General features: G+C 70.1%; 15 protein-coding genes and 1 tRNA gene. 10 read left to right on the top strand and 6 right to left on the bottom strand.

The window, feature by feature from the left end; genetic code table 11:
* Nucleotides 1–103 precede the first annotated feature (103 nt).
* From CCZ27_RS20255 to CCZ27_RS20225, 7 genes are all read left to right on the top strand, one after another.
* Nucleotides 104–1,054, top strand: a complete 951-nt coding sequence (locus CCZ27_RS20255) for an AEC family transporter (RefSeq protein ID WP_096451216.1) — start codon at nucleotides 104–106, stop codon at nucleotides 1,052–1,054.
* 159 nt (nucleotides 1,055–1,213) lie between these two features.
* The gene (locus CCZ27_RS20250; RefSeq protein WP_198363207.1) at nucleotides 1,214–3,022 is read left to right on the top strand and encodes a bifunctional diguanylate cyclase/phosphodiesterase; all 1,809 of its coding nucleotides are present in this window, start codon (nucleotides 1,214–1,216) and stop codon (nucleotides 3,020–3,022) included.
* Nucleotides 3,023–3,203: 181 nt separating this feature from the next.
* A tRNA-Leu gene (locus CCZ27_RS20245) sits at nucleotides 3,204–3,288 on the top strand.
* A 225-nt stretch (nucleotides 3,289–3,513) separates the two neighbouring features.
* Entirely contained in the window at nucleotides 3,514–5,751 is a 2,238-nt protein-coding gene (locus CCZ27_RS20240) for an NADP-dependent isocitrate dehydrogenase (protein ID WP_096451212.1), read from the top strand.
* Between the two features lie 155 nt (nucleotides 5,752–5,906).
* Nucleotides 5,907–6,443 (top strand): flavin reductase family protein, encoded by a 537-nt coding sequence (locus tag CCZ27_RS20235; RefSeq protein WP_096451210.1) that lies wholly within the window; start codon nucleotides 5,907–5,909, stop codon nucleotides 6,441–6,443.
* A 79-nt stretch (nucleotides 6,444–6,522) separates the two neighbouring features.
* The gene (locus tag CCZ27_RS20230; RefSeq protein WP_232516479.1) at nucleotides 6,523–6,909 is read left to right on the top strand and encodes a DUF6152 family protein; all 387 of its coding nucleotides are present in this window, start codon (nucleotides 6,523–6,525) and stop codon (nucleotides 6,907–6,909) included.
* Nucleotides 6,910–6,929: 20 nt separating this feature from the next.
* Nucleotides 6,930–7,403 (top strand): hypothetical protein, encoded by a 474-nt coding sequence (locus CCZ27_RS20225; RefSeq protein WP_096451208.1) that lies wholly within the window; start codon nucleotides 6,930–6,932, stop codon nucleotides 7,401–7,403.
* On the opposite strand, the gene CCZ27_RS20220 is transcribed toward CCZ27_RS20225, so the two are convergent.
* The 6 genes from CCZ27_RS20220 to CCZ27_RS20195 form a co-directional block, all read right to left on the bottom strand.
* On the bottom strand, nucleotides 7,394–8,068 hold the full coding sequence (locus CCZ27_RS20220) for a hypothetical protein (protein ID WP_096451206.1): 675 nt from the start codon (nucleotides 8,066–8,068) through the stop codon (nucleotides 7,394–7,396). The two genes, CCZ27_RS20225 and CCZ27_RS20220, sit on opposite strands and share 10 nt — an antisense overlap.
* Nucleotides 8,069–8,192: 124 nt before the next feature.
* Nucleotides 8,193–9,689 carry an AarF/UbiB family protein gene (locus tag CCZ27_RS20215; RefSeq protein ID WP_096451204.1) on the bottom strand — a complete coding sequence of 499 codons (1,497 nt, stop codon included), beginning with the start codon at nucleotides 9,687–9,689 and terminating at the stop codon, nucleotides 8,193–8,195.
* 130 nt (nucleotides 9,690–9,819) lie between these two features.
* A complete protein-coding gene (locus CCZ27_RS20210) occupies nucleotides 9,820–11,658 on the bottom strand; it encodes a PHA/PHB synthase family protein (RefSeq protein ID WP_332460885.1) in 1,839 nt (612 codons plus the stop codon).
* A 38-nt stretch (nucleotides 11,659–11,696) separates the two neighbouring features.
* Nucleotides 11,697–12,836: an ABC transporter permease gene (locus tag CCZ27_RS20205; protein ID WP_096451202.1), complete on the bottom strand. Its 1,140-nt coding sequence runs from the start codon at nucleotides 12,834–12,836 to the stop codon at nucleotides 11,697–11,699.
* Nucleotides 12,837–12,851: 15 nt separating this feature from the next.
* A complete protein-coding gene (gene rbbA / locus CCZ27_RS20200) occupies nucleotides 12,852–15,623 on the bottom strand; it encodes a ribosome-associated ATPase/putative transporter RbbA (protein WP_096451200.1) in 2,772 nt (923 codons plus the stop codon).
* Nucleotides 15,620–16,684: an HlyD family secretion protein gene (locus CCZ27_RS20195; protein WP_096451198.1), complete on the bottom strand. Its 1,065-nt coding sequence runs from the start codon at nucleotides 16,682–16,684 to the stop codon at nucleotides 15,620–15,622. Before CCZ27_RS20195 ends, rbbA begins: the two co-directional genes overlap by 4 nt.
* A 155-nt stretch (nucleotides 16,685–16,839) precedes the next feature.
* Here CCZ27_RS20195 and CCZ27_RS20190 point away from each other — a divergent pair, with 155 nt between their 5' ends.
* From CCZ27_RS20190 to CCZ27_RS20180, 3 genes are read left to right on the top strand one after another with little or no spacing between them, the layout of a single operon-like run.
* Nucleotides 16,840–17,505 carry a TetR/AcrR family transcriptional regulator gene (locus CCZ27_RS20190; protein WP_096452822.1) on the top strand — a complete coding sequence of 222 codons (666 nt, stop codon included), beginning with the start codon at nucleotides 16,840–16,842 and terminating at the stop codon, nucleotides 17,503–17,505.
* Nucleotides 17,502–18,635 (top strand): MlaE family ABC transporter permease, encoded by a 1,134-nt coding sequence (locus tag CCZ27_RS20185; RefSeq protein ID WP_096451195.1) that lies wholly within the window; start codon nucleotides 17,502–17,504, stop codon nucleotides 18,633–18,635. Before CCZ27_RS20190 ends, CCZ27_RS20185 begins: the two co-directional genes overlap by 4 nt.
* Entirely contained in the window at nucleotides 18,632–19,420 is a 789-nt protein-coding gene (locus tag CCZ27_RS20180) for an ABC transporter ATP-binding protein (protein ID WP_096452820.1), read from the top strand. The genes CCZ27_RS20185 and CCZ27_RS20180 overlap by 4 nt, the downstream gene beginning before the upstream one ends.
* Nucleotide 19,421 lies beyond the last annotated feature (1 nt).

The following is a 19,421-nucleotide window of genomic DNA, read 5'->3' as shown; positions in this document are numbered from 1 at the left end:
CGTATGTCGCCCGCGGCGCGGCCCCGTATCTGCCGCAATTGTCTGGTCCCCTACCGCGGCATAGAGTCCTGCCTTTGCATCAGCTTGCGGGACGATTGCGCGGATGTCGGGATTTCTGGCGATTCTGGGGTTCTCACTGTCGGTCACCGGGCCGATCTTCGTGATTCTGGCGCTCGGCGTCGCCCTGCGCCGCACGGGCATGCTCAGCAACGGTTTCGTCGACAGCGGTTCGAAACTCGTTTTTACGATTGGCCTTCCCTCGCTGCTGTTCCTGAGCATCGCCAGGACGCGGATCGGCGAAACGGCGAACCTGCCGCTGATCGCCTTCGGCCTGGCGACGACGCTGGTCGCCTTCGTGGTGCTCGAATGGCTGGCGTCGCGCTACGTGCATCCGGAGCAGGACCGCGGCGTGATGGTGCAGGGGGCGTTCCGTTCGAACATGGGCATCATCGGCCTGGCCTACATGGTGAATGCCTACGGCGAGGCCGGCCTGGTGGCGGCATCGCTGTACGTCGGCCTGGTCACGATCCTCTTCAACGTGCTGTCGGTGGTCACGCTCAGCCGCTCGCTGCATCGCAGCCAGGGGGTCCGGCGCATGGCGAAGGGCATCGCCACCAATCCGCTCATCATCGGCATCCTGCTGGCGCTGCCGGTGTCGTGGCTGCAACTGCCCCTGCCGCCGGTCGCGCTGCAGTCGGTGGAATACTGCGCCGACATGACCCTTCCGCTGGCGCTGCTGTGCACCGGCGCATCACTGGATTTCCGCAGCCTGCGGCTGGAACTGCGCAGCGCGCTGCTGGCGAGCGGCAGCAAGCTGGTGGGCATGCCGCTCCTCTTCACGCTCGGCGGTATCGCGGCGGGCTTTCGCGGCATCGAACTGGGCGTGCTGCTGCTGATGTCCTCTGCGCCGACCGCCGCCGCCAGTTATGCCATGGTGCGGGCCATGGGCGGCAATGCGGCGCTGGCGGCCAACATCGTCGCGCTCACCACGCTGGGTTCCATCCTCGGCACCGCACTGGGCATCACGCTGCTGCGCGCCCTGCAACTGATGTAGATGGAGTGTCATGCAGCGTGACGGCGGCGCGGTGTAGCATCGCGGATTCCGGCGCTTGGCCGGCCAAGGATGGTGCGCCGGTCCCGCGCGGGGCCGGATCTACCCGAGACTAACCGGAATCGGCAGGCGTCTTTGCTCACTCGGATCTTTCACCGGCAGATGCAGCAGCCCCTGCGCGCGATTCGTGTGGCCATCGTCGTCGTCAGCGCCTTCGCCCTCGCCGTCGGCTGGTACGACACGGTGACCGGCCTGCGCGAGGCGGAGCGGGATGCGATGGAGCGGCTGCGCATCCAGGCGATCATCCAGGCGCGCGCCGCGGGCGAGGCCGTGGAAGGCGCGATCGGCCGCTTCGACGTCGCGCTGAGGATGCTGCAGTTGGGGGGCCTGGAGTCGGCTGCCCGGTTCCCGGTGCAGGGGCGCATCGTCACTGCCGCGATGTCGTCGGATCTGCTGCTGCAGGCTTTCGTGGTCGGCAGCGACGGCTACCTCGCCTATTCGTCGCTGGGCGAGGCCCCGCGGAATTTCCTCGGCGACCGGGAGTACTTCCGCGCGCTGGCGGCTTCCGACGACGACCGCCTCTTCATCAGCAGGCCGGTCATCGGGCGGCTGACCAGGAAGTGGTCCATCCAGCTCGTCCGCGCCATGCGCCGCAACGGACGTTTCGACGGCGTGGTGGCCCTCGCCGTCTCGCCCGAGGTGTGGTCGCGCAAGCTGCTGCGCTTCGGGGTGCACCCGCTCGACACCCTGACCCTGCTCGATGGCGACGGCCACGTGCTGCTGCGCACGCTCGACGGCAACGAGCATCTGGGCAAGCAGGCCCCCGCCGAGCGCGAATACCGGCTGTATCCCGAGCGCCGGGAGGGGCACTACGTCGCCCACGCTTCGCTGGACGGCGTGCTGCGCATGTACGGCTGGACGCGGCTGTCCTCGGGGCTGGTGATGCTGTCCGGCATCGCGCTGGAACCGGCGCTCGAGCCCATCCGCGCGCTCAGGAGCCGGACCGTGATGTCGGGCGTGGTCTCGTCCGGCCTGTTCGTGTTCGTCATCGCCGCGCTGCTGATCGCGCTCAGGCGCTACGAGCGCGCGGTGCAACGCCTCGGGGAGCGCGAGGAGCACTACCGGAGCCTGCTCGAGCACATGGCCGAGGGGCTGGTCGTGCTGGATGCGGAGAATCGCATCGTCAGCGTCAACCCGGCCTTCTCGGCGATCACCGGCTTCGGGCGCAGCGAGGTGATGCAGCGCCCGGTTTCGATGCTGTCGAACGGCCGCACGCTGGACCACGTCATGACCGAGCTGTCGGATCCGTCGGGTTCGGGGCATTGGGAAGGGGACTTCGACGGCGTGCGCCCGGGCGGCGAAGGCTATACCGGGCACGCGGTGATTTCGTCGCTGCGCGATGCCAACGGCGCCGTCAGGCATCGCGTCGCCCTGATCACCGACGTGACGGAGCGTCGGCGCAGGGACGACGAGATCTGGCGCCAGGCCAACTTCGACCGCCTCACCGGCCTGCCCAACCGCGCCCTGCTGACCGATCGCCTCGAGAGCATGCTGCGGCACGCGCGGCGCCAGCGCTCGGGCGTGGCCGTGCTGTTCATCGATCTGGACCGTTTCAAGCCGGTGAACGACGAATTCGGCCACGACGTGGGCGACCTGCTGCTGCGCCAGGTGGCGCGCCGCCTGCAGGGGGTGTTCCGCGACGAGGACACGGTGGCACGCATCGGCGGCGACGAGTTCGTCGCCGCCATGCAGGGCGAGGACTGCGCTGCAGGCAGCGAGCGCGCCGCGGCGGAAGTGGTGGCGCAGTTGTCGCAGCCGTTCTTCGTCGAGGACCGCCGGCTGCTGGTGGGCTGCAGCGTCGGCATCGCCTGCTTTCCGGCCGACGGGGATTCGGCCGAGAGCCTGGTCAATGCGGCCGACCGCGCCATGTACCGGGCCAAGAACGGCGGGCGCGGGCGCTGGAGCCGCTAGCGGCAAAGCCGCGTTGGGCCGGCCGGTGCAGGCCGGCCGCCGGCCCCATGGCGGCGCGGCGCGTCCTCATCTTGACGGGCGCCGCATCTGCGAGGCTATAATCCGCGCCCTTTCGCACCCGCAGCGTCTCCGACGCACGATGGCCCCGGCGCAACGCCGGTCGCGCCGGCCGGGTGCCGAAGCCTTGGTGGTGAAATTGGTAGACACGCTATCTTGAGGGGGTAGTGGCGAAAGCCGTGCGAGTTCGAGTCTCGCCCAAGGCACCATTCTTCAGTCGATACCGGCCGCCCTCGCCGCGGCTGCCACCGGCCCGCGCCGGATCTCCTGGGCCGGGTCGCCGGCCGCACGGGTTTCGCTGCGGCAGCCCCGATGCCTGGTATGGCGTGGTATGTTCCGGGCGACCGCAAGAGCGCGTGGCCGTGCATCGCGCTTGGGCGATAATACGCGTCGCCACCGAGTCGCTACTACAAGACCAGAACCGAGGGGAAACAATGGTTGCCGGGAAATCCAAGATCATCTACACGCTCACCGACGAGGCGCCGCTGCTGGCGACGTGCGCGTTCCTGCCCATCATCCGGACCTTCACCGGTCCCGCGGGCGTTGACATCGAGAAGGTCGACATCTCGGTGTCGGCCCGCGTGCTGGCGGAATTTCCCGAGTACCTCGCCGAGGAGCAGCGCGTGCCGGACACGCTCGCCGAACTCGGCCGCAAGACGCTCGAGCCGGACACCAACATCATCAAGCTGCCCAACATCAGCGCCTCGGTCGCGCAGTTGAAAGCCTGCATCAAGGAACTCCAGGCCAAGGGCTACGCCATTCCCGACTATCCGGAAGACCCGAAGACCGAAGAGGAAAAGGCGATCCGGACCCGCTACGGCAAGTGCCTGGGTTCGGCGGTGAATCCGGTGCTGCGCGAAGGCAACTCCGACCGCCGCGCGCCGGCCGCGGTCAAGAACTTCGCGAAGAAGCATCCGCACTCGATGGGCGAGTGGAAGCCGTGGTCGCAGACCCACGTTTCGCACATGCACGGCGGCGACTTCTACCACGGCGAGAAGTCGCTGACGCTCGACCGCGCGCGCGACGTCAAGATGGAGTTGATCACCCGGTCGGGCAAGACCATCGTGCTCAAGCCGAAGGTCGCGCTGCTGGACGGCGAGATCATCGACTCGATGTTCATGAGCAAGAAGGCGCTGTGCGAGTTCTACGAGAAGGAACTCGAGGACTGCCGCGAGGCCGGCATCCTGTTCTCGCTGCACGTGAAGGCGACGATGATGAAGGTCTCGCACCCCATCGTCTTCGGCCACTGCGTGAAGATCTACTACAGGGAAGCCTTCGAGAAGCACGGCAAGCTGTTCGACGAACTGGGCATCAACGTCAACAACGGCATGGTCGACCTGTACGAGAAGATCAAGACCCTGCCGGAATCCAAGCGCGACGAGATCATCCGCGACCTGCACGCCTGCCAGGAGCACCGCCCTGCGCTGGCGATGGTGGATTCGGCCAAGGGCATCACCAACTTCCATTCGCCCAACGACGTCATCGTCGACGCGTCGATGCCGGCGATGATCCGCGCCGGCGGCAAGATGTGGGGCGCCGACGGCAAGCAGTACGACTGCAAGGCCGTGATGCCGGAATCGACCTTCGCCCGCATCTACCAGGAGATGATCAACTTCTGCAAATGGCACGGCAATTTCGACCCGCGCACGATGGGCACGGTGCCGAACGTCGGCCTGATGGCGCAGAAGGCCGAGGAGTACGGCTCGCACGACAAGACCTTCGAGATCCCCGAGGCCGGCGTCGCCAACATCACCGATCTGGCCACCGGCGAAGTGCTGCTGTCGCAGGACGTCGAGGAAGGCGACATCTGGCGCATGTGCCAGGTCAAGGACGCGCCGGTCCGCGACTGGGTCAAGCTCGCCGTCGCCCGCGCGCGCAACTCCGGCATGCCGACGGTGTTCTGGCTGGACCCGTACCGTCCGCACGAGAACGAGCTGATCAAGAAGGTGCAGACCTACCTGAAGGATCACGACACGGCCGGCCTGGACATCCAGATCATGTCGCAGGTGCGTGCGATGCGTTACACGCTGGAGCGCGTGATCCGCGGCCTGGACACCATTTCGGTGACCGGCAACATCCTGCGCGACTACCTGACCGACCTGTTCCCGATCATGGAACTGGGCACCTCGGCCAAGATGCTGTCCATCGTGCCGCTGATGGCCGGCGGCGGCATGTACGAGACCGGCGCCGGCGGTTCGGCGCCCAAGCACGTGCAGCAGCTCACGCAGGAAAACCACCTGCGTTGGGATTCGCTGGGCGAGTTCCTCGCGCTGGCGGTGTCGCTGGAAGACCTCGGCATCAAGACCGGCAACGCCAGGGCCAAGATCCTCGCCCGGACGCTGGACGAGGCCACCGGCAAGCTGCTCGACGAGAACAAGTCGCCCTCGCCCAAGACCGGCCTGCTCGACAACCGCGGCAGCCAGTTCTACCTGGCGACGTTCTGGGCCCAGGCCCTCGCCGCGCAGACCGAGGACGCCGGACTGGCGGCGCACTTCGCCCCGCTGGCCGGCACCCTGGCCGAGAACGAGCAGAAGATCGTCGCCGAACTGTCCGAGGTGCAGGGCAGGCCGGCCGACATCGGCGGCTACTACAAGGCCGATTCCGAGAAGTGCAAGGCGGTGATGCGCCCGAGCGCGACGCTCAACGGCATCCTGAAGACGGCAAGCGCCTGATCTGCCGTACCGGAGCGATCGGCCTTGCCGATCGCGGCCGGCGGGCGGGTTCCGGTCCGCCGGCCCGTCTTGCCGGGTTCGTTTCTTTCCACCCGTAGTGGCGCCATCGCCGCCGGTTGCGATGCCCGCCCAGCCGCAGGACGGAGGATGCAGCCGTGGCCAAGATCCCGCTCCCGCTGGCCGAGGTGTATTCGCTGCTCGAGCCCGGCCCGGTGGTGCTGCTGACGACGAGCAGCGCCGGCGTGCCCAACGTCATGACCCTGTCGTGGCAGACGATGCTCGAGTTCGAGCCGCCGCTCGTCGGCTGCGTGGTCAGCAGCCGCAACCACAGTTTTGCCGCGCTGGATGCCACCGGCGAATGCGCGATCAACATCCCGACGGCGCGGATCGCGGATGCCGTGGCCGGCTGCGGCAATACTTCCGGCCGCAACACCGACAAGTTCGCCGCCTTCGGCCTCACGCCGCAGCCCGCCTCCCGCGTCCGCGCGCCGCTCATCGCGCAGTGCTTCGCCAGCCTCGAATGCCGGGTGACGGACCGCTCGCTGGTGCCGCGCTACGACCTCTTCGTGCTCGAGGTGCTTGCCGCGTGGACCGATCCGGAACTCGCCGATCACCCCACCCTGCACCATCGCGGCTACGGCGCCTTCATGCTGGCGGGCGAGACGATCCGGCTGCCGTCGAAGATGCGCTGACGGGCCGGCCTGCCCCGATGGGCACTCGCGGCGCACACCACGGTCTATCGACAGGCGACGTTCGCCGAGGAGATCCATCATGAATCCGTTCCTGCATCGCGTGCGCTGGTTCATGCTGCTGTTCATGGTTCCGCTGCTGTCGATCGCCCTGCAGGCGCAGGCGCATCACGGCTGGGCCTGGGCCAGCGACGAGGAATTCGAACTGACCGGCGTCATCGTCGCGGTGCGGCTGGGCAATCCGCACGGCGAGATCACCCTCGACGTGAAAGGAGAGCGCTGGGTGGTCGAAGTCGGGCAGCCGTGGCGCAACGAGCGTGCCGGCCTCACCGACGACATGTTCGCCGTCGGCCGCAGCGTGACGGTGCACGGCCACCGTTCGGCGAGGCCCGGCGAGCGCCTGATGAAGGCGGAGTGGCTGACGATCGACGGCAAGCGCCACGATCTCTATCCCGACCGCCGCTCCTAGGGCCGCGGGCGCCGGCCGACGTGGTCGAATCCTGGTTTGCCGCCCTCGAGGCGCTGCCGCTGGCGCGCGCGCTCAGCCGGTCGGCCTGGCTCTATCCGCTGGTCAATGCGGGGCATCTGCTCGGCATCGCGCTGCTGCTGGGCGCCATCGTGCCGCTCGACCTGCGGCTGCTCGGCGCTTGGCGCGGCCAGCCCCTGGTGCCGCTGTGGTCGGTGCTGGGACGGACCGCCGCCTGCGGGCTTGCGCTGGCGGTCGTGTTCGGCGGGCTGCTGTTCATCACGCGCGCCACCGAATACATGGAGTCGCCGGTGTTCGTGGTGAAGATGGCCTGCGTGGCGGTGGGAACGGCCAATGCGCTGAGCCTGCGCCGGCGGGCGGGGAATCCGGCGCGCTGGCCCGCGCGGCCTCCGCTGCACGTGCGTGTGGCCGCCGTGGTGTCGCTGGCGGCCTGGATCGTGGCGATGGGGCTGGGGCGCTGGATCGGCTATACCTGAGGCGGCGGCATCGACCGACGCGCCGCGCCCGCCGCCGGCCAGTGCGGGATCGCCGCCGGCAGCAGGGTGCGCAACCCGTCGCGGATCTCGCCCTCGCGTTCCAGCACCGCCGCGAGCCGGGCGACGTGATCCCACACGCCGGGCCGGCGCAGGGCTTCCTCCGCCTGCGCCAGCGCGCCGGCGAAGGCGTCGCGTTCGGTGAGCAGGCGGCACAGTGCCGCCGCCCGGGCGACGTCGCCGAGGTCGGTCCGGCCGTGCAGGTCCCCTTTCTCGCCGCTGTGGATCCGCTCGGCGACGGGGCCGCCCAGCAGGCCGGCGGCGTGGGCGCGGATCTCGCGGCGATGCGCGGCCGAGAAGCCTTCGAGCTGCGCCTGGCCGACCGGCGTGTCCAGCACCGCTTCGAAGCCCCTGCCATCCGGGTGCAGGGCGCCCTCGCTGCCCAGCCAGCGCAGGAAAGGGCGGGGAAAGACGAGATCGGCCTTTTCGCACAGGCCCCACAGGTCGGTGCAGCAGCGTCCGGTGCGGATGTCGGTGCGCCAGCCGTCGGCGCCCTCTGGCGCCACCGCCAGCTTGAGTACCGGTATGCCGCCGAGCGCGAATGCCACCGCGTGGCCGGCCTCGTGGAAGCAGGTCTCGCGCCGGAGTCCGGCGGTCAGCCTGCGCATGTCTTCGGGCCTCGCGCAGTCGCTGCCCCGGCGCCGCGGCGGTATCGGGCCGGTGTCGCCGGGCCGTGCCGCACGGGGCGCCGGGCCGAACCGGAAGCGGGGCACGGCGGGTGATCCCGGCGCATCACGCGTTCCCCAGCAGACGCGACCAATAACGCATGCCGGCGGGCCAGGCTGCGCCGGCGAGCGCGATGAGATCGGCGGTCGATACATGCGTCGAGAAGGCGCGCGAGTCGGCGCGTGAAAGCATGCGCGCCGGCATTTCGGCGAAGAATCGCTGCAGTCCGATGCTCACCAGCGGCAGGTCGGCGGCGGGGCCGGTGTCGAGGTCGCGCAGCACGCCGGCGAGCGACAGCCAGCTCTTGCGGAAGACCGCGAGTTCCGCGCCGAAACCGGTGGCTCCCTGCAGCGCCAGCCGGTCGAGCAGCCCCACCAGCCAGTCGAAACCGACGGGCCGCGCGCTGCGCACCAGCGCGTCGAGGGCCTGCGCCACCGTGCGTTCCGCTTGCGGGCAGCCTGCATCGCGCATGCCCAGCCGCGCCAGGCCGTCGCGGATCTGCTTTTCGTCCAAGGCCATCGCGCCGAGCGCGATGGCGACGACCGCCTCGCGCTCGGCCTTGGCGAGGCGGGCGGTGAGGCTCCAGTCGAGTACCGCGAGACGGCCATCGTCGGCCAGCAGCAGATTGCCGCCGTGCAGGTCGCCGTGGAAGATCGCCGGGTCGGCCTGCGACCAGAACGGCCGCGCCAGCAGGGCGCCGACCATCTCGTGGCCGAGCATGCGGCGCCGCGCCGCGGGTAGCGCCGCGTCGTTCACGCGGCCGCCATGTACGCGCTCCATCGCGGTGACGCCGGCGCTGCACCAGGGCAGCAGCCGGGGCACGAACACGGCGCCATCGTCCGCCAGCAGGGCGGCGGCGGCACGCATGTTGGCCTGCTCGACGTCGAGCCGGATCTCCTGCGTCAGCAGGCGCTGCACGCTGGCCAGGTGGCCGTGGTAATCGATGGCGGGCAGGCCGAGCCGGGCGCCGCGCGCGGCGAGGAAGGCGGCGAGCGCGGGCAGTACCGCGAGTTCCTGCGCCAGGTGTTCGGCGACCCGGGGCTTGAGGACCTTGAACACGCCGTCGCGCAGCCGGCCGTCCTCCCACCAGGCGAAGGGCAGCACGACGGCGACGCTGCCTTCGGCGAGTGCGGCGTCGGCGATCTGCAGCCGCGCGCCGGTGCCGGACTGCGCCCGGATGCGCTGCACGAGCGGAGCGACGGGCAGTGTCGACGGCATGGATTCCAGTTGCTGCAGGTGCCGGCGCAGTTCGGGATCGAGTTCGTGGTGGCGGGCCACGACCTGTCCCAGCTTGTGCAGCGTGGGGCAGTGCGCGAGCAGCGCGGCGGCACGCGCCGCGGCGGGAGCGTCGGCGGCGGCGAACTGTTCGGCGAGCAGGGCCGCGAGGCGTTCTTCGGGCAGGCGCTCGAGGAAGAAGGCCAGCGCCTCGGCCAGTAGCGGCCGCCAGGCTGCGAGCGAGGCGGGGACCAGGTCGTGCAGGCCGATGGCGCCGAAGAGATCGTCGTAGCCGGTGGCGGTATCGCTCGCGCCGGCGAAGGCGGCGGGCGGGGTGTCGAAGGTCATGCCCGAAACTCCTGCGGTCATCGTCCGTTCCGCCGGACTCGGCGGCAGCCGGACCGATCCGGAAACGGCGAGGCCGCCGATGGCCGGCCTGCGGCCGTACGGGCGCGCGTGCCGGCCATCGGCGGCCTCCCTACTTCTCCAGCACGTAGCTGCCCGGCGCGTCGCCCAGCAGCGGGTAGCCGCGCTCCGGCGCGCCGCTCGCCGGCGGAGCGGACGGTGTGCCCGAGCGCGCCGTCAGCCATGCCGACCATTCCGGCCACCACGAGCCTTCCTGGCGCGGCGCGAGGGCGAGCCAGTCGTCGGGCGGGATGTAGTTGCCGCCTTCTTCGCGCGTCATGGACTGGTAGTCGCGCCGCGGCCGCCCCGGTTCGCTGACGATGCCGGCGTTGTGGCCACCCTTGGTCAGCACGAAGTGGATCTCGACCGGGGTCAGGTAGTGCAGCTTGTGCACCGAGCGCCACGGTGCGACGTGGTCGGTCAGTGTGGCGACGCAGAAGACCGGCGTATCGATGTCGGACAGCGCCACCGGCCTGTCGTCCACCCGGTAGCGGCCCTCGCTGAGCGCGTCGTTGAGGAAGAGCTGGCGCAGGTACTGGCTGTGCATGCGCGCGGGCATGCGGGTGGCGTCGGCGTTCCAGGCCATGAGGTCGTTCATCGGCGCGCGTTCGCCCATCAGGTATTCACCGACGATGCGCGACCACAGCAGGTCGTACGAGCGCAGCAACTGGAAGGCGCCCGCCATCTGGCCGGCCGTCAGGTAGCCGACTTCCTCCATCTGCGCCTCGAGCAGGCTCACCTCGCTCTCGTCGATGAACAGCGCCAGTTCGCCCGGCTCGGTGAAGTCGGTCTGCGCGGTGAACATCGTCATCGTCGCCAGCCGGTCGTCGGCGTCGCGCGCCATCGCGGCGTTGGCGATCGCCAGCAGGGTGCCGCCCAGGCAATAGCCGGCGGCATGCACCTTGCGGCCGGGCACGATGGCATTGACCGCGTCGAGCGCGGCGAAGAAGCCGAGCCGGAGGTAGTCGTCCATGCCCATGTCGCGCTCGGCCGGGCCGGGGTTCTTCCACGAGATGCAGAACACGGTGTGGCCCTGGCCGACGAGGTACTTCACCAGCGAATTGTGGGGAGACAGATCGAGGATGTAGTACTTCATGATCCACGCCGGCACGATCAGGACGGGTTCGGGATAGACCCGTTCGGTGGTGGGCGAGTACTGGATCAGCTCCATCAACTGGGTGCGCAGCACGACCTTGCCGGGCGTCAGCGCGACGTCGCGGCCGACGACGAAGTTCTCGGTGCCGGCCGGGGGCTCGCCGGCGGCCAGGCGCTGCAGGTCTTCGGCCGCATTGAAGGCGCCGTGCAGCAGGTTGAAGCCGCCCGTCTCGAAGGTGCGGCGCAGCACGACGGGGTTGGTCGCCAGGTAGTTGCCCGGCGAGAACACGTCGAGCAACTGGCGCGCGGCGAAGGACACGACGTGTTCGTGGTGCTTGGATACGCCGGCGACGCAGGTGGTCGCCGCCTGCCACCAGTTCTCGGTGAGCAGGAAGGACTGGTGCATGAGGTTGAAGGGCCAGAGGTTCCATTCCTCCGCGGCAAAGCGCCGGTCCTGCGCCACCGGATCGACGCAGCGCGAGGCCGGGGCGCACGGCGTGGCGAGCGCGAGTTCGCCGAGGTATTCGACGATGCGGCGGGCGTGTTGCAGGGCGAGGTTCGTCAGCTCCAGCCGCTTGCCCGGCGAGCCCGCGAGGTGGCCCGCCCAGTCGATCATGGCCAGCAGTTGCGACATCGGCGACACCGACATGCTGGCGCGCGCGAGTGCGGCGTGGAACTTCAGGTCCAGCGGGCTGCGCGCCGGGGCGGGGGCCGAGCACATGTACTCGGGCACGGCCGGCATGGCCGCGGTGGGGGTCCGGGCCGGCGGGTCCGCGGGGGTCGTCGGTACCTTGGGCAGAGCTTTGCGCGGGATCATGCGCGATTCCTCCTCGTCGGGTTTGTCGTGAGAGGGCCTCAGCCCTGCATCGTTCCAATGGTGCGGCGCAGACGATGGTGAGCCAGTGCGAAGAAGACGACGCCGATCGCGGCCACCATCAGGAATTCCGGCCACACCACGTCGATGCCGGCATTGCGGAACAGCACCGCCTGGCCCAGGCCGACGTAGTGAGTGGTGGGGGCGAAGGACATCAGCCAGCGCACCACGTCCGGCATGCTCTCGCGCGGCGTCAGCGCGCCCGACAGGATCTGCAGCGGCAGCAGCACGAGGATGGACATGAGGCCGAACTGCGGCATGTTGCGCGCCAGCGTGCCCATGAAGATGCCGATGGAGGCGGCGGCGAACAGGTAGAGCAGGGTGCCGAGCCCGAAGAGCGCGGCCGAACCCGGCACCGTCACCTCCAGCACGCCCTTGACCACCACCTGCAGCGAGAACGACGAGGCCACCAGCACCACCACGCCCATCGACCACACCTTGGACAGCATGATCTCGAGCGGCGTCACCGGCATCACCAGCAGGTGCTCGATGGTGCCGTGCTCGCGCTCGCGGATCAGCGCCGCGCCGGTCAGCAGGATGCCGAGCATGGTGACGTTGTTGATGATCGCGGTGATGCCGGAAAACCAGCTCTGGCTCAGGTTGGGGTTGAACATCGCGCGCTCGACGATCTGCACCGGCTGCGGCGCCGGGCCGCGGTAGCGCTGCACGAAGGCGCGGATCTCGTCGTTGACGATGCTCTGGATGTAGCCGGTGCCGGTCTGCGCCTGGCTCTGGCGGGTGGCGTCCACGTTGAGCTGCATCGCCGGCGAACGGCCGGCGAGCACGTCGCGCTGGAAATTGGGCGGAATGTCGAGCACGAAGGTGTGGAGTCCGGCGTCCATGCCCTTGTCGATGTCGGCGAGCCCGATGCGTTCCGGGGTGATGAACTGGGGCGGCTGCAGCGCCGCGATGATGCGGGCGGACAACTGCGAGCGGTCTTCGTCGGCCACCGCGATGGAGGCGCGGTGCAGGCTTTCCGGCCGTGCGCGCGCATCCGAATACACCGAGATCGTGAACATGAACACGATCAGGAACAGCATCGTCCAGTCGCCCAGCAGGCTGTGGAACTCCTTGATGCCGAGGTGCCAGGCGTTGTGCAGGGTGCCGTTGCGCGTGCCCACGGTCGTCTCCTTCGCTCAGCGCGCCTGCTTCCTCAGCAGCAGCGCCGAGGCCAGCGTCAACACCGGGATCGCCACCAGCAGCGGCAGGAACGAGGCGCCGAGGTCGCCGAAGTCCAGCGCCTTGGCGAAGGTGCCGCGGCTGATGGTGAGGAAGTGGGTCGTCGGGTAGATGCGGCCGACCGCCGCGCCGGCGCCTTCGAGCGTGGACACCGGGTCGAGCATGCCGGAGAACTGGATCGCCGGCAGCAGGGTGCCGATGGAGGTGCCGGCCATCGCCGCGACCTGGCTGTCGGTCACGGTGGACATCAGCAGCCCCAGCCCGGTGGTGGCGGTCACGTACAGCAGCGCGCCGGCGCACAGCGCGGGCAGGCTGCCCTTGAACGGCACGCCGAACAGCGTGACCGCGAGCACGAACAGCAGCGCGAAGTTGAGCAGCGACAGGCCGATGTAGGGCAACTGCTTGCCGAGCAGGAATTCGAGCTTGGTCACCGGCGTGGTGTAGACATTGAGGATGGAGCCCAGCTCCTTCTCGCGTACCACGCCCAGCGCGGTCAGCATGGAAGGGATGAAGACCAGCAGCATCGGGATCACCGCCGGCACCATCGCCACGATGCTGCGCATGTCCGGGTTGTAGCGGTAGCGCACGGCGATGTCGGCGAGCGGCGCGGCGCGCGTGCCGCTCGCTTCCGCGGCGGCCTCGCCCAGGGTCTGCGCGTGCAGGCCCAGCACGTAGCCGCGCGCCACCTCGGCCCGCATCGGCATCGCGCCGTCCAGCCACACGCCGATCTCCGGTACGGCACCGCGCGCCAGGTCGCGGCCGAAGCCGGGCGGGATCTCGAGCGCCATCGCCAGTTCGCCGCTGCGCATGCGGCGGTCGATGTCGGCGTGGCTCTGCAGCGGCTCCCCTTCGGAGAAGTAGCGCGAACCGGCGATGCGCAGCGTGTACGACTCGCTGGCGGTGCTGCGGTCGAGGTCGAGCACGGCGTACCTGAGGTTTTCCACGTCGGTGCTGATGCCATAGCCCATCACCAGCATCAGCACGATGCTGCCCAGCAGGGCCAGCGTCAGGCGGAAGGGGTCGCGGCGCAGTTCGGTCGCCTCGCGGGCGCTGAAGCTGAGCAGGCGGGAGAGGCTGAAGCGGGCGAGGCGCGCGGCGTGCGCAGGCGCGGCGGGGGAAGGCGTCGCGCCAGCGCCGGACGCGACCGCCGGAGCGGGCGGTTCCGGCGGTCGCGGCGCGGCGGCGGGCGGCGCCAGGGCGATGCCGCTGGCTTCGGCCAGGTAGCCGACGAAGGCTTCTTCCAGGCTGTCGGCGCCGCGCGCCGCCACCAGTGCGGCCGGTGCATCGCTGGCGAGGATCTTTCCCGCGTGCATCAGCGAGATGCGGTCGCAGCGCTGCGCCTCGTTCATGAAGTGGGTGGTGATGAAGATCGTCACGCCGTCGCGGCGCGACAGATCGATGATCAACTCCCAGAACTGGTCGCGCGCCACCGGATCGACGCCCGAGGTGGGCTCGTCGAGGATCAGCACGTCGGGCCGGTGCAGCACCGCCACCGCCAGTTGCAGGCGCTGGCGCATGCCGAGCGGCAGCGCGTCGGGCAGCGCGTCCATCGCGGCGGAAAGGCCGAAGCGCCCGGCCAGTTCGGTGATGCGCCGGGCGCCCTCGGCCTCGGGCAGGTCGAACAGGCGCGCGTGCAGTTCCAGATTGCGGCGCACCGACAGCTCGCCATACAGCGAGAAAGCCTGCGACATGTAGCCGACGCGGCGGCGGGTGTCGATGTTGTGAGCATCCAGCACCTCGCCCAGCAGGCGCGCTTCGCCGCGGGTGGGCGGCAGCAGGCCGGTGAGCATCTTCATCGTCGTCGACTTGCCGCAGCCGTTGGAGCCCAGGAAACCGAAGATCTCGCCGCGGCGCACCTCCAGGTTTACGTCGTCGACGGCGATGAAGTCGCCGAAGCGCATCTGCAGGCTGCGTGCCTCGATCACGACCTCGCCGGCGGCGAGCGGCGGGATCGCCAGGCGGCGGTGGCCGGCGCGGCGCTCCTCGGGCAGCAGGGCGAGGAAGGCCGCCTCCAGCGTGTCGCTGCCGGTGCGCCCGCGCAGTTCGGCCGGCGTGCCGGTAGCGAGCACGCGCCCGCCGTCGATCGCGACCAGCCAGTCGTACTGCTCGGCCTCTTCCATGTAGGCGGTGGCGACGAGCACGCTCATGCCGGGGCGGCGGGCGCGCATGCGTGCGATCAGTTCCCAGAACTGGCGCCGCGACAGCGGATCGACGCCGGTGGTGGGCTCGTCGAGGATCAGCAGGTCGGGGTCGTGGATCAGCGCGCAGCACAGGCCCAGCTTCTGCTTCATGCCGCCCGACAGCTTGTTGGCGGGGCGGTCCTCGAAGCCGGCCAGGCCGGTGGCTTGCAGCAGTTCGGCGATGCGGCGCTCGCGCTCGGCGCGCGACTGGCCGAACAGGCGGCCGAAGAAATCGATGTTCTCGAACACCGACAGCGTCGGATAGAGGTTCTTGCCCAGGCCCTGCGGCATGTAGGCGATGCGCGGGCATACCGCGCTGCGGTGGCGGGCGCCGGCCATGTCGCCGCCCAGCACTTCCACCTTGCCCTGCTGGATGCGCCGCGCGCCGGCGATCAGCCCCAGCCAGGTGGATTTGCCGACGCCGTCCGGGCCGATGAAGCCGACCATCACGCCCGCCGGGATGTCCAGCGTGACGCCGTCGGCGGCGCGGGTCTGGCCGTAGCGGTGCGCCAGGCCGGCCAGGCGCACCACCGGGCCGCCGCGGTTCACGGCAGCCTCACCTGCAAGGTTGCCGGCCAGTCCTTGTCGGCCGCAATCCGCACGTGGGCCATGCCCGGCAGGCCGGTCTTGACCTGCTCGGGGTATTTCGCCAGCAGTTCGGGATCGATGCGCGCCTTCACGCGGAACACCATCTTCTGGCGCTCGCTCTGCGTTTCCACCGTCTTGGGCGTGAACTGGGCCACGCTGGCGACGTAGGACACGTTCGCCGGGATGACGTAGTGCTGGGCAGCGTCGAGCACGATGCGCACTTCCGTGCCGAGCGCCACGCGGCCGGCGGCGATCTCGGGCAGGAAGAAGGTCATGTAGACGTCGCCGATGTCGACCAGGCTCACCACCTTGCCGCCGCCGGCGATCACCTCGCCGGGCTGCACCACGCGGAACTGCACGCGGCCGCCGCGCGGCGCGCGCAGGACGCCGTCCTCCACTTCGGCCTGCAGGCGCGCGACCACCGCCTCGGCCGCCGCGATCCCGGCCTCGGCCTGGGCGACCTGCGCCTCGGCGGCGGTCGCCGCCGCCCTGGCGGCGCTGATCTGCGCCTGCGCCACCGAGACGTTGGCCTCGGCGTTGCGCGCGCGGGCGGCATCGCTGTCGGCCTGCTGCTCGGAGATGGCGTGGTCCTTGAGCAGCGATTGCGAACGGGCATTGGTGCGGCGCGCGACGTCGAGTTCGGTGCGGCGCTGCGTCAGCACCGCCTCGGCCATCACCACGTCGGCCCTGCGCTGCGCGACCAGGGCCAGCGCGGTCTCGCGCGCGCTGCGGGCATTGGCGACCTCGGCCCGGGCCTGGGCGAGCTGGGATTCGATCGTCTTCGTGTCCATGCGGGCGACGACGTCGCCCTGCCGCACGAAGTCGCCTTCGTTGACGAGGATCGCGGCAACGCGGCCGGCGGTCTTGGCGGCGACGTCGACCTCGGTCGCCTCGAGGCGACCGTTGCCCTGCGCGAAGCTGCCGTCGTCGGCCGGCGGCCTGAGCCACTGCCACGCACCGGCCGCCGCGACGGCCAGCACCAGGGCGGCCATGGCCAGCCTGTTCCTGAGTTCCGGATTCATGGATTCATTCCGCTGTATTGCAGCATCAGCCGTCCGCATTTCAACACTTGTTGAATATTATTGTCAAGGCGGGCACACGCATGGCATGCTGCACCGATGCCGGCGCCGCCGTACCATGGCAGCCCGCCAGCCCGCTTTCCGACGGATCGGCCCAGATGATCATCCACCACCACAAGCCCCGCGCGCGGGGACGCCCCCGCGGCCAGGATTCGACCTGCCGCGAGCGCCTGCTCGAGGCCGCACTCGCCGCCTTCGCCGCGCAGGGCTACGAGGCGGCGGGCCTGCGCGCGATCGCGGCGGCGGCCGGTTGCGACGTATCGATGGTGGCGCACTACTTCGGCTCCAAGGCGGAGCTGTGGACGGCGGTGGTCGACCGGCTGGAACTGCGGGTGCGCGAGGACATGCGCGAGATCGCCGCGCTCGGTACCGCCGGGCCGCTGGAAGCGCGCCTGGTCGCCGCGGTGGATCTGATGTTCGAGCATGCCGTGCGCAATCGCGAGATACTGCGCTTCATCGTGCGCGAAAGCGCCGAGCCCGGCGAGCGCTTCGACCGCGTCGTCGGCAGGCTCATCAAGCCGACGCTCGAAGCCTGCCTGCCGCTGTGGCAGGAGGCGATCGACGCCGGGCTGTTCTCCGTCAACAAGCCGCTGATCCTGCACAGCATGGTGTTCGGCGGGATGAGCTTCCTGATCTCCGCCGCACCGGTGATGTCGCGGGTCAGCCATACCGAGATGAGCGTGTCCGACGTGAAGGCGGAATTCTTGAGCGGCCTGTTCTCGTACCTCGAAGGGCGGTCGGCCTCCGCCGGGGCGCAGCGATGACGGCGCCGATGCCGGGCAGTGCGGAGCTTGCCGCCGGCGAAGCGGTGCTGCGCCTCGCCGGCGACTGGACGCTGGCGCATCACGCCGCGCTCGCTGCGCAGGTGGCGGCGCTGCGCGGGCGGCTCGGCGACGCCACCCGCGTGGATGCGGTGTCCCTGGGCAGGCTGGACACCGCCGGCGCGCGCCTGCTGCACGAGTTGCTCGGCGGCGGGCGAGTGGCGGATCTGGTGGCCGACGCCGCGGCCCTGCCGCCCGAGCGGCGTGCGCTGCTGAAGGTGGTGGCCGCGGCGCTCGAGGCGCCCGGCGCCGCACCGCCGGCGCGCGGCAGCGCCATCGGCGACGTGCTGGAGCACGTCGGCCGGACGATGGTGGCGTTCTGGCGCAACATGGTCGGCCTGGCGGGCTTCATCGGCGTCACGCTGGAGACCGCGCTGGGGCTGCTGCTGCGGCCGCGGCGCTGGCGCATCACCGCGCTCGCGGCCAATCTCGAGAAGACCGCGCTGGACGCGGTGCCCATCGTGGCGCTGCTGACCTTCCTCGTCGGCGCGGTGGTGGCCTTCCTCGGCGCGACGGTGCTGGCCGACTTCGGCGCCAGCATCTTCACCGTGGACCTGGTGGCCTTCTCCTTCCTGCGCGAGTTTGGCGTGCTGCTCACCGCGATCATCGTCGCCGGCCGCACCGCGAGCGCCTTCACCGCGCAGATCGGCTCGATGCGGGCCAACGAAGAGATCGACGCCATCCGCGTGCTCGGCCTCGATCCGGTCGAACTGCTGGTGCTGCCGCGGGTGGCCGCGCTGCTGCTGGCGCTGCCGATGCTGAGCTTCGTCGCGATGATCGCCGGCATCGTCGGCGGCATGCTGGTGTGCATGACGACGCTCGACGTGTCGCCGACCATGTTCCTGTCGCGCATCGAGAGCAACGTCGGGCTGCAGCATTTCATCGTCGGCATCGCCAAGGCGCCGATCTTCGCCTTCCTGATCGCCGTCATCGGCTGCCTGGAAGGCTTCCGCGTGGCCGGCAGTGCGCAGTCGGTCGGCGAGCACACCACCTCGGCGGTGGTGCAGTCCATCTTCGTCGTCATCGTCGTCGATGCGGTCGCCGCGCTGTTCTGCATGGAGATGGGGTGGTGACGAACATCGTCGAAGTGCGCGGCGTGCGCAACCAGTTCGGCGCCCAGGTGGTGCACGACAGGCTGGACCTGGACGTGCGCCGCGGCGAGATCCTGAGCGTCGTCGGCGGCTCGGGCACCGGCAAGTCGGTGCTGCTGCGCACCATCGTCGGCCTGAACCGGCCGGCGGCCGGCAGCGTGAGGGTATTCGGCGAGGATCTGCTGACCCTGCCGCCGGCGCGGCGCGCAGCGCTGGAGCGGCGCTTCGGCGTGCTGTTCCAGAAGGGGGCGCTGTTCTCTTCGCTGACGGTGGCCGAGAACGTGGCGCTGCCGCTGATCGAGCATGCCGGGCTGCCGGCGGCGGAGGCCGCCGGCCTGGCCGCGCTCAAGATCGCGCTCGCCGGCCTGCCCGCCGGCGCCGGCGACAAGTATCCGTCCGACCTCTCCGGCGGCATGGTCAAGCGCGCGGCGCTGGCGCGCGCCCTGGCGCTGGACCCCGACATCCTGTTCCTCGACGAGCCCACCGCCGGGCTCGACCCCATCGGCGCGGCGGCCTTCGACCAGCTCATCCTGACGCTGCGCGACGCGCTCGGCCTCACGGTGTTCATCGTCACCCACGACCTGGACACCATCCATACCATCACCGACCGCGTCGCCGTGCTGGCGCAGAAGCGGGTGCTGGTGAACGATCGCCTCGAGGTCGTCGCCGCCACCGACGACGCCTGGATCCGCGAATATTTCCACGGCCCGCGCGGCCGCGCCGCCGCGCAGGCGGCACGTACGACCCCTGCCCCGGAGGACGCCTGAC

This window comes from Thauera sp. K11 (assembly GCF_002354895.1).
GTDB classification, from domain to species: domain Bacteria; phylum Pseudomonadota; class Gammaproteobacteria; order Burkholderiales; family Rhodocyclaceae; genus Thauera; species Thauera sinica.
This window is presented reverse-complemented; position numbering and strand designations above follow the sequence as displayed.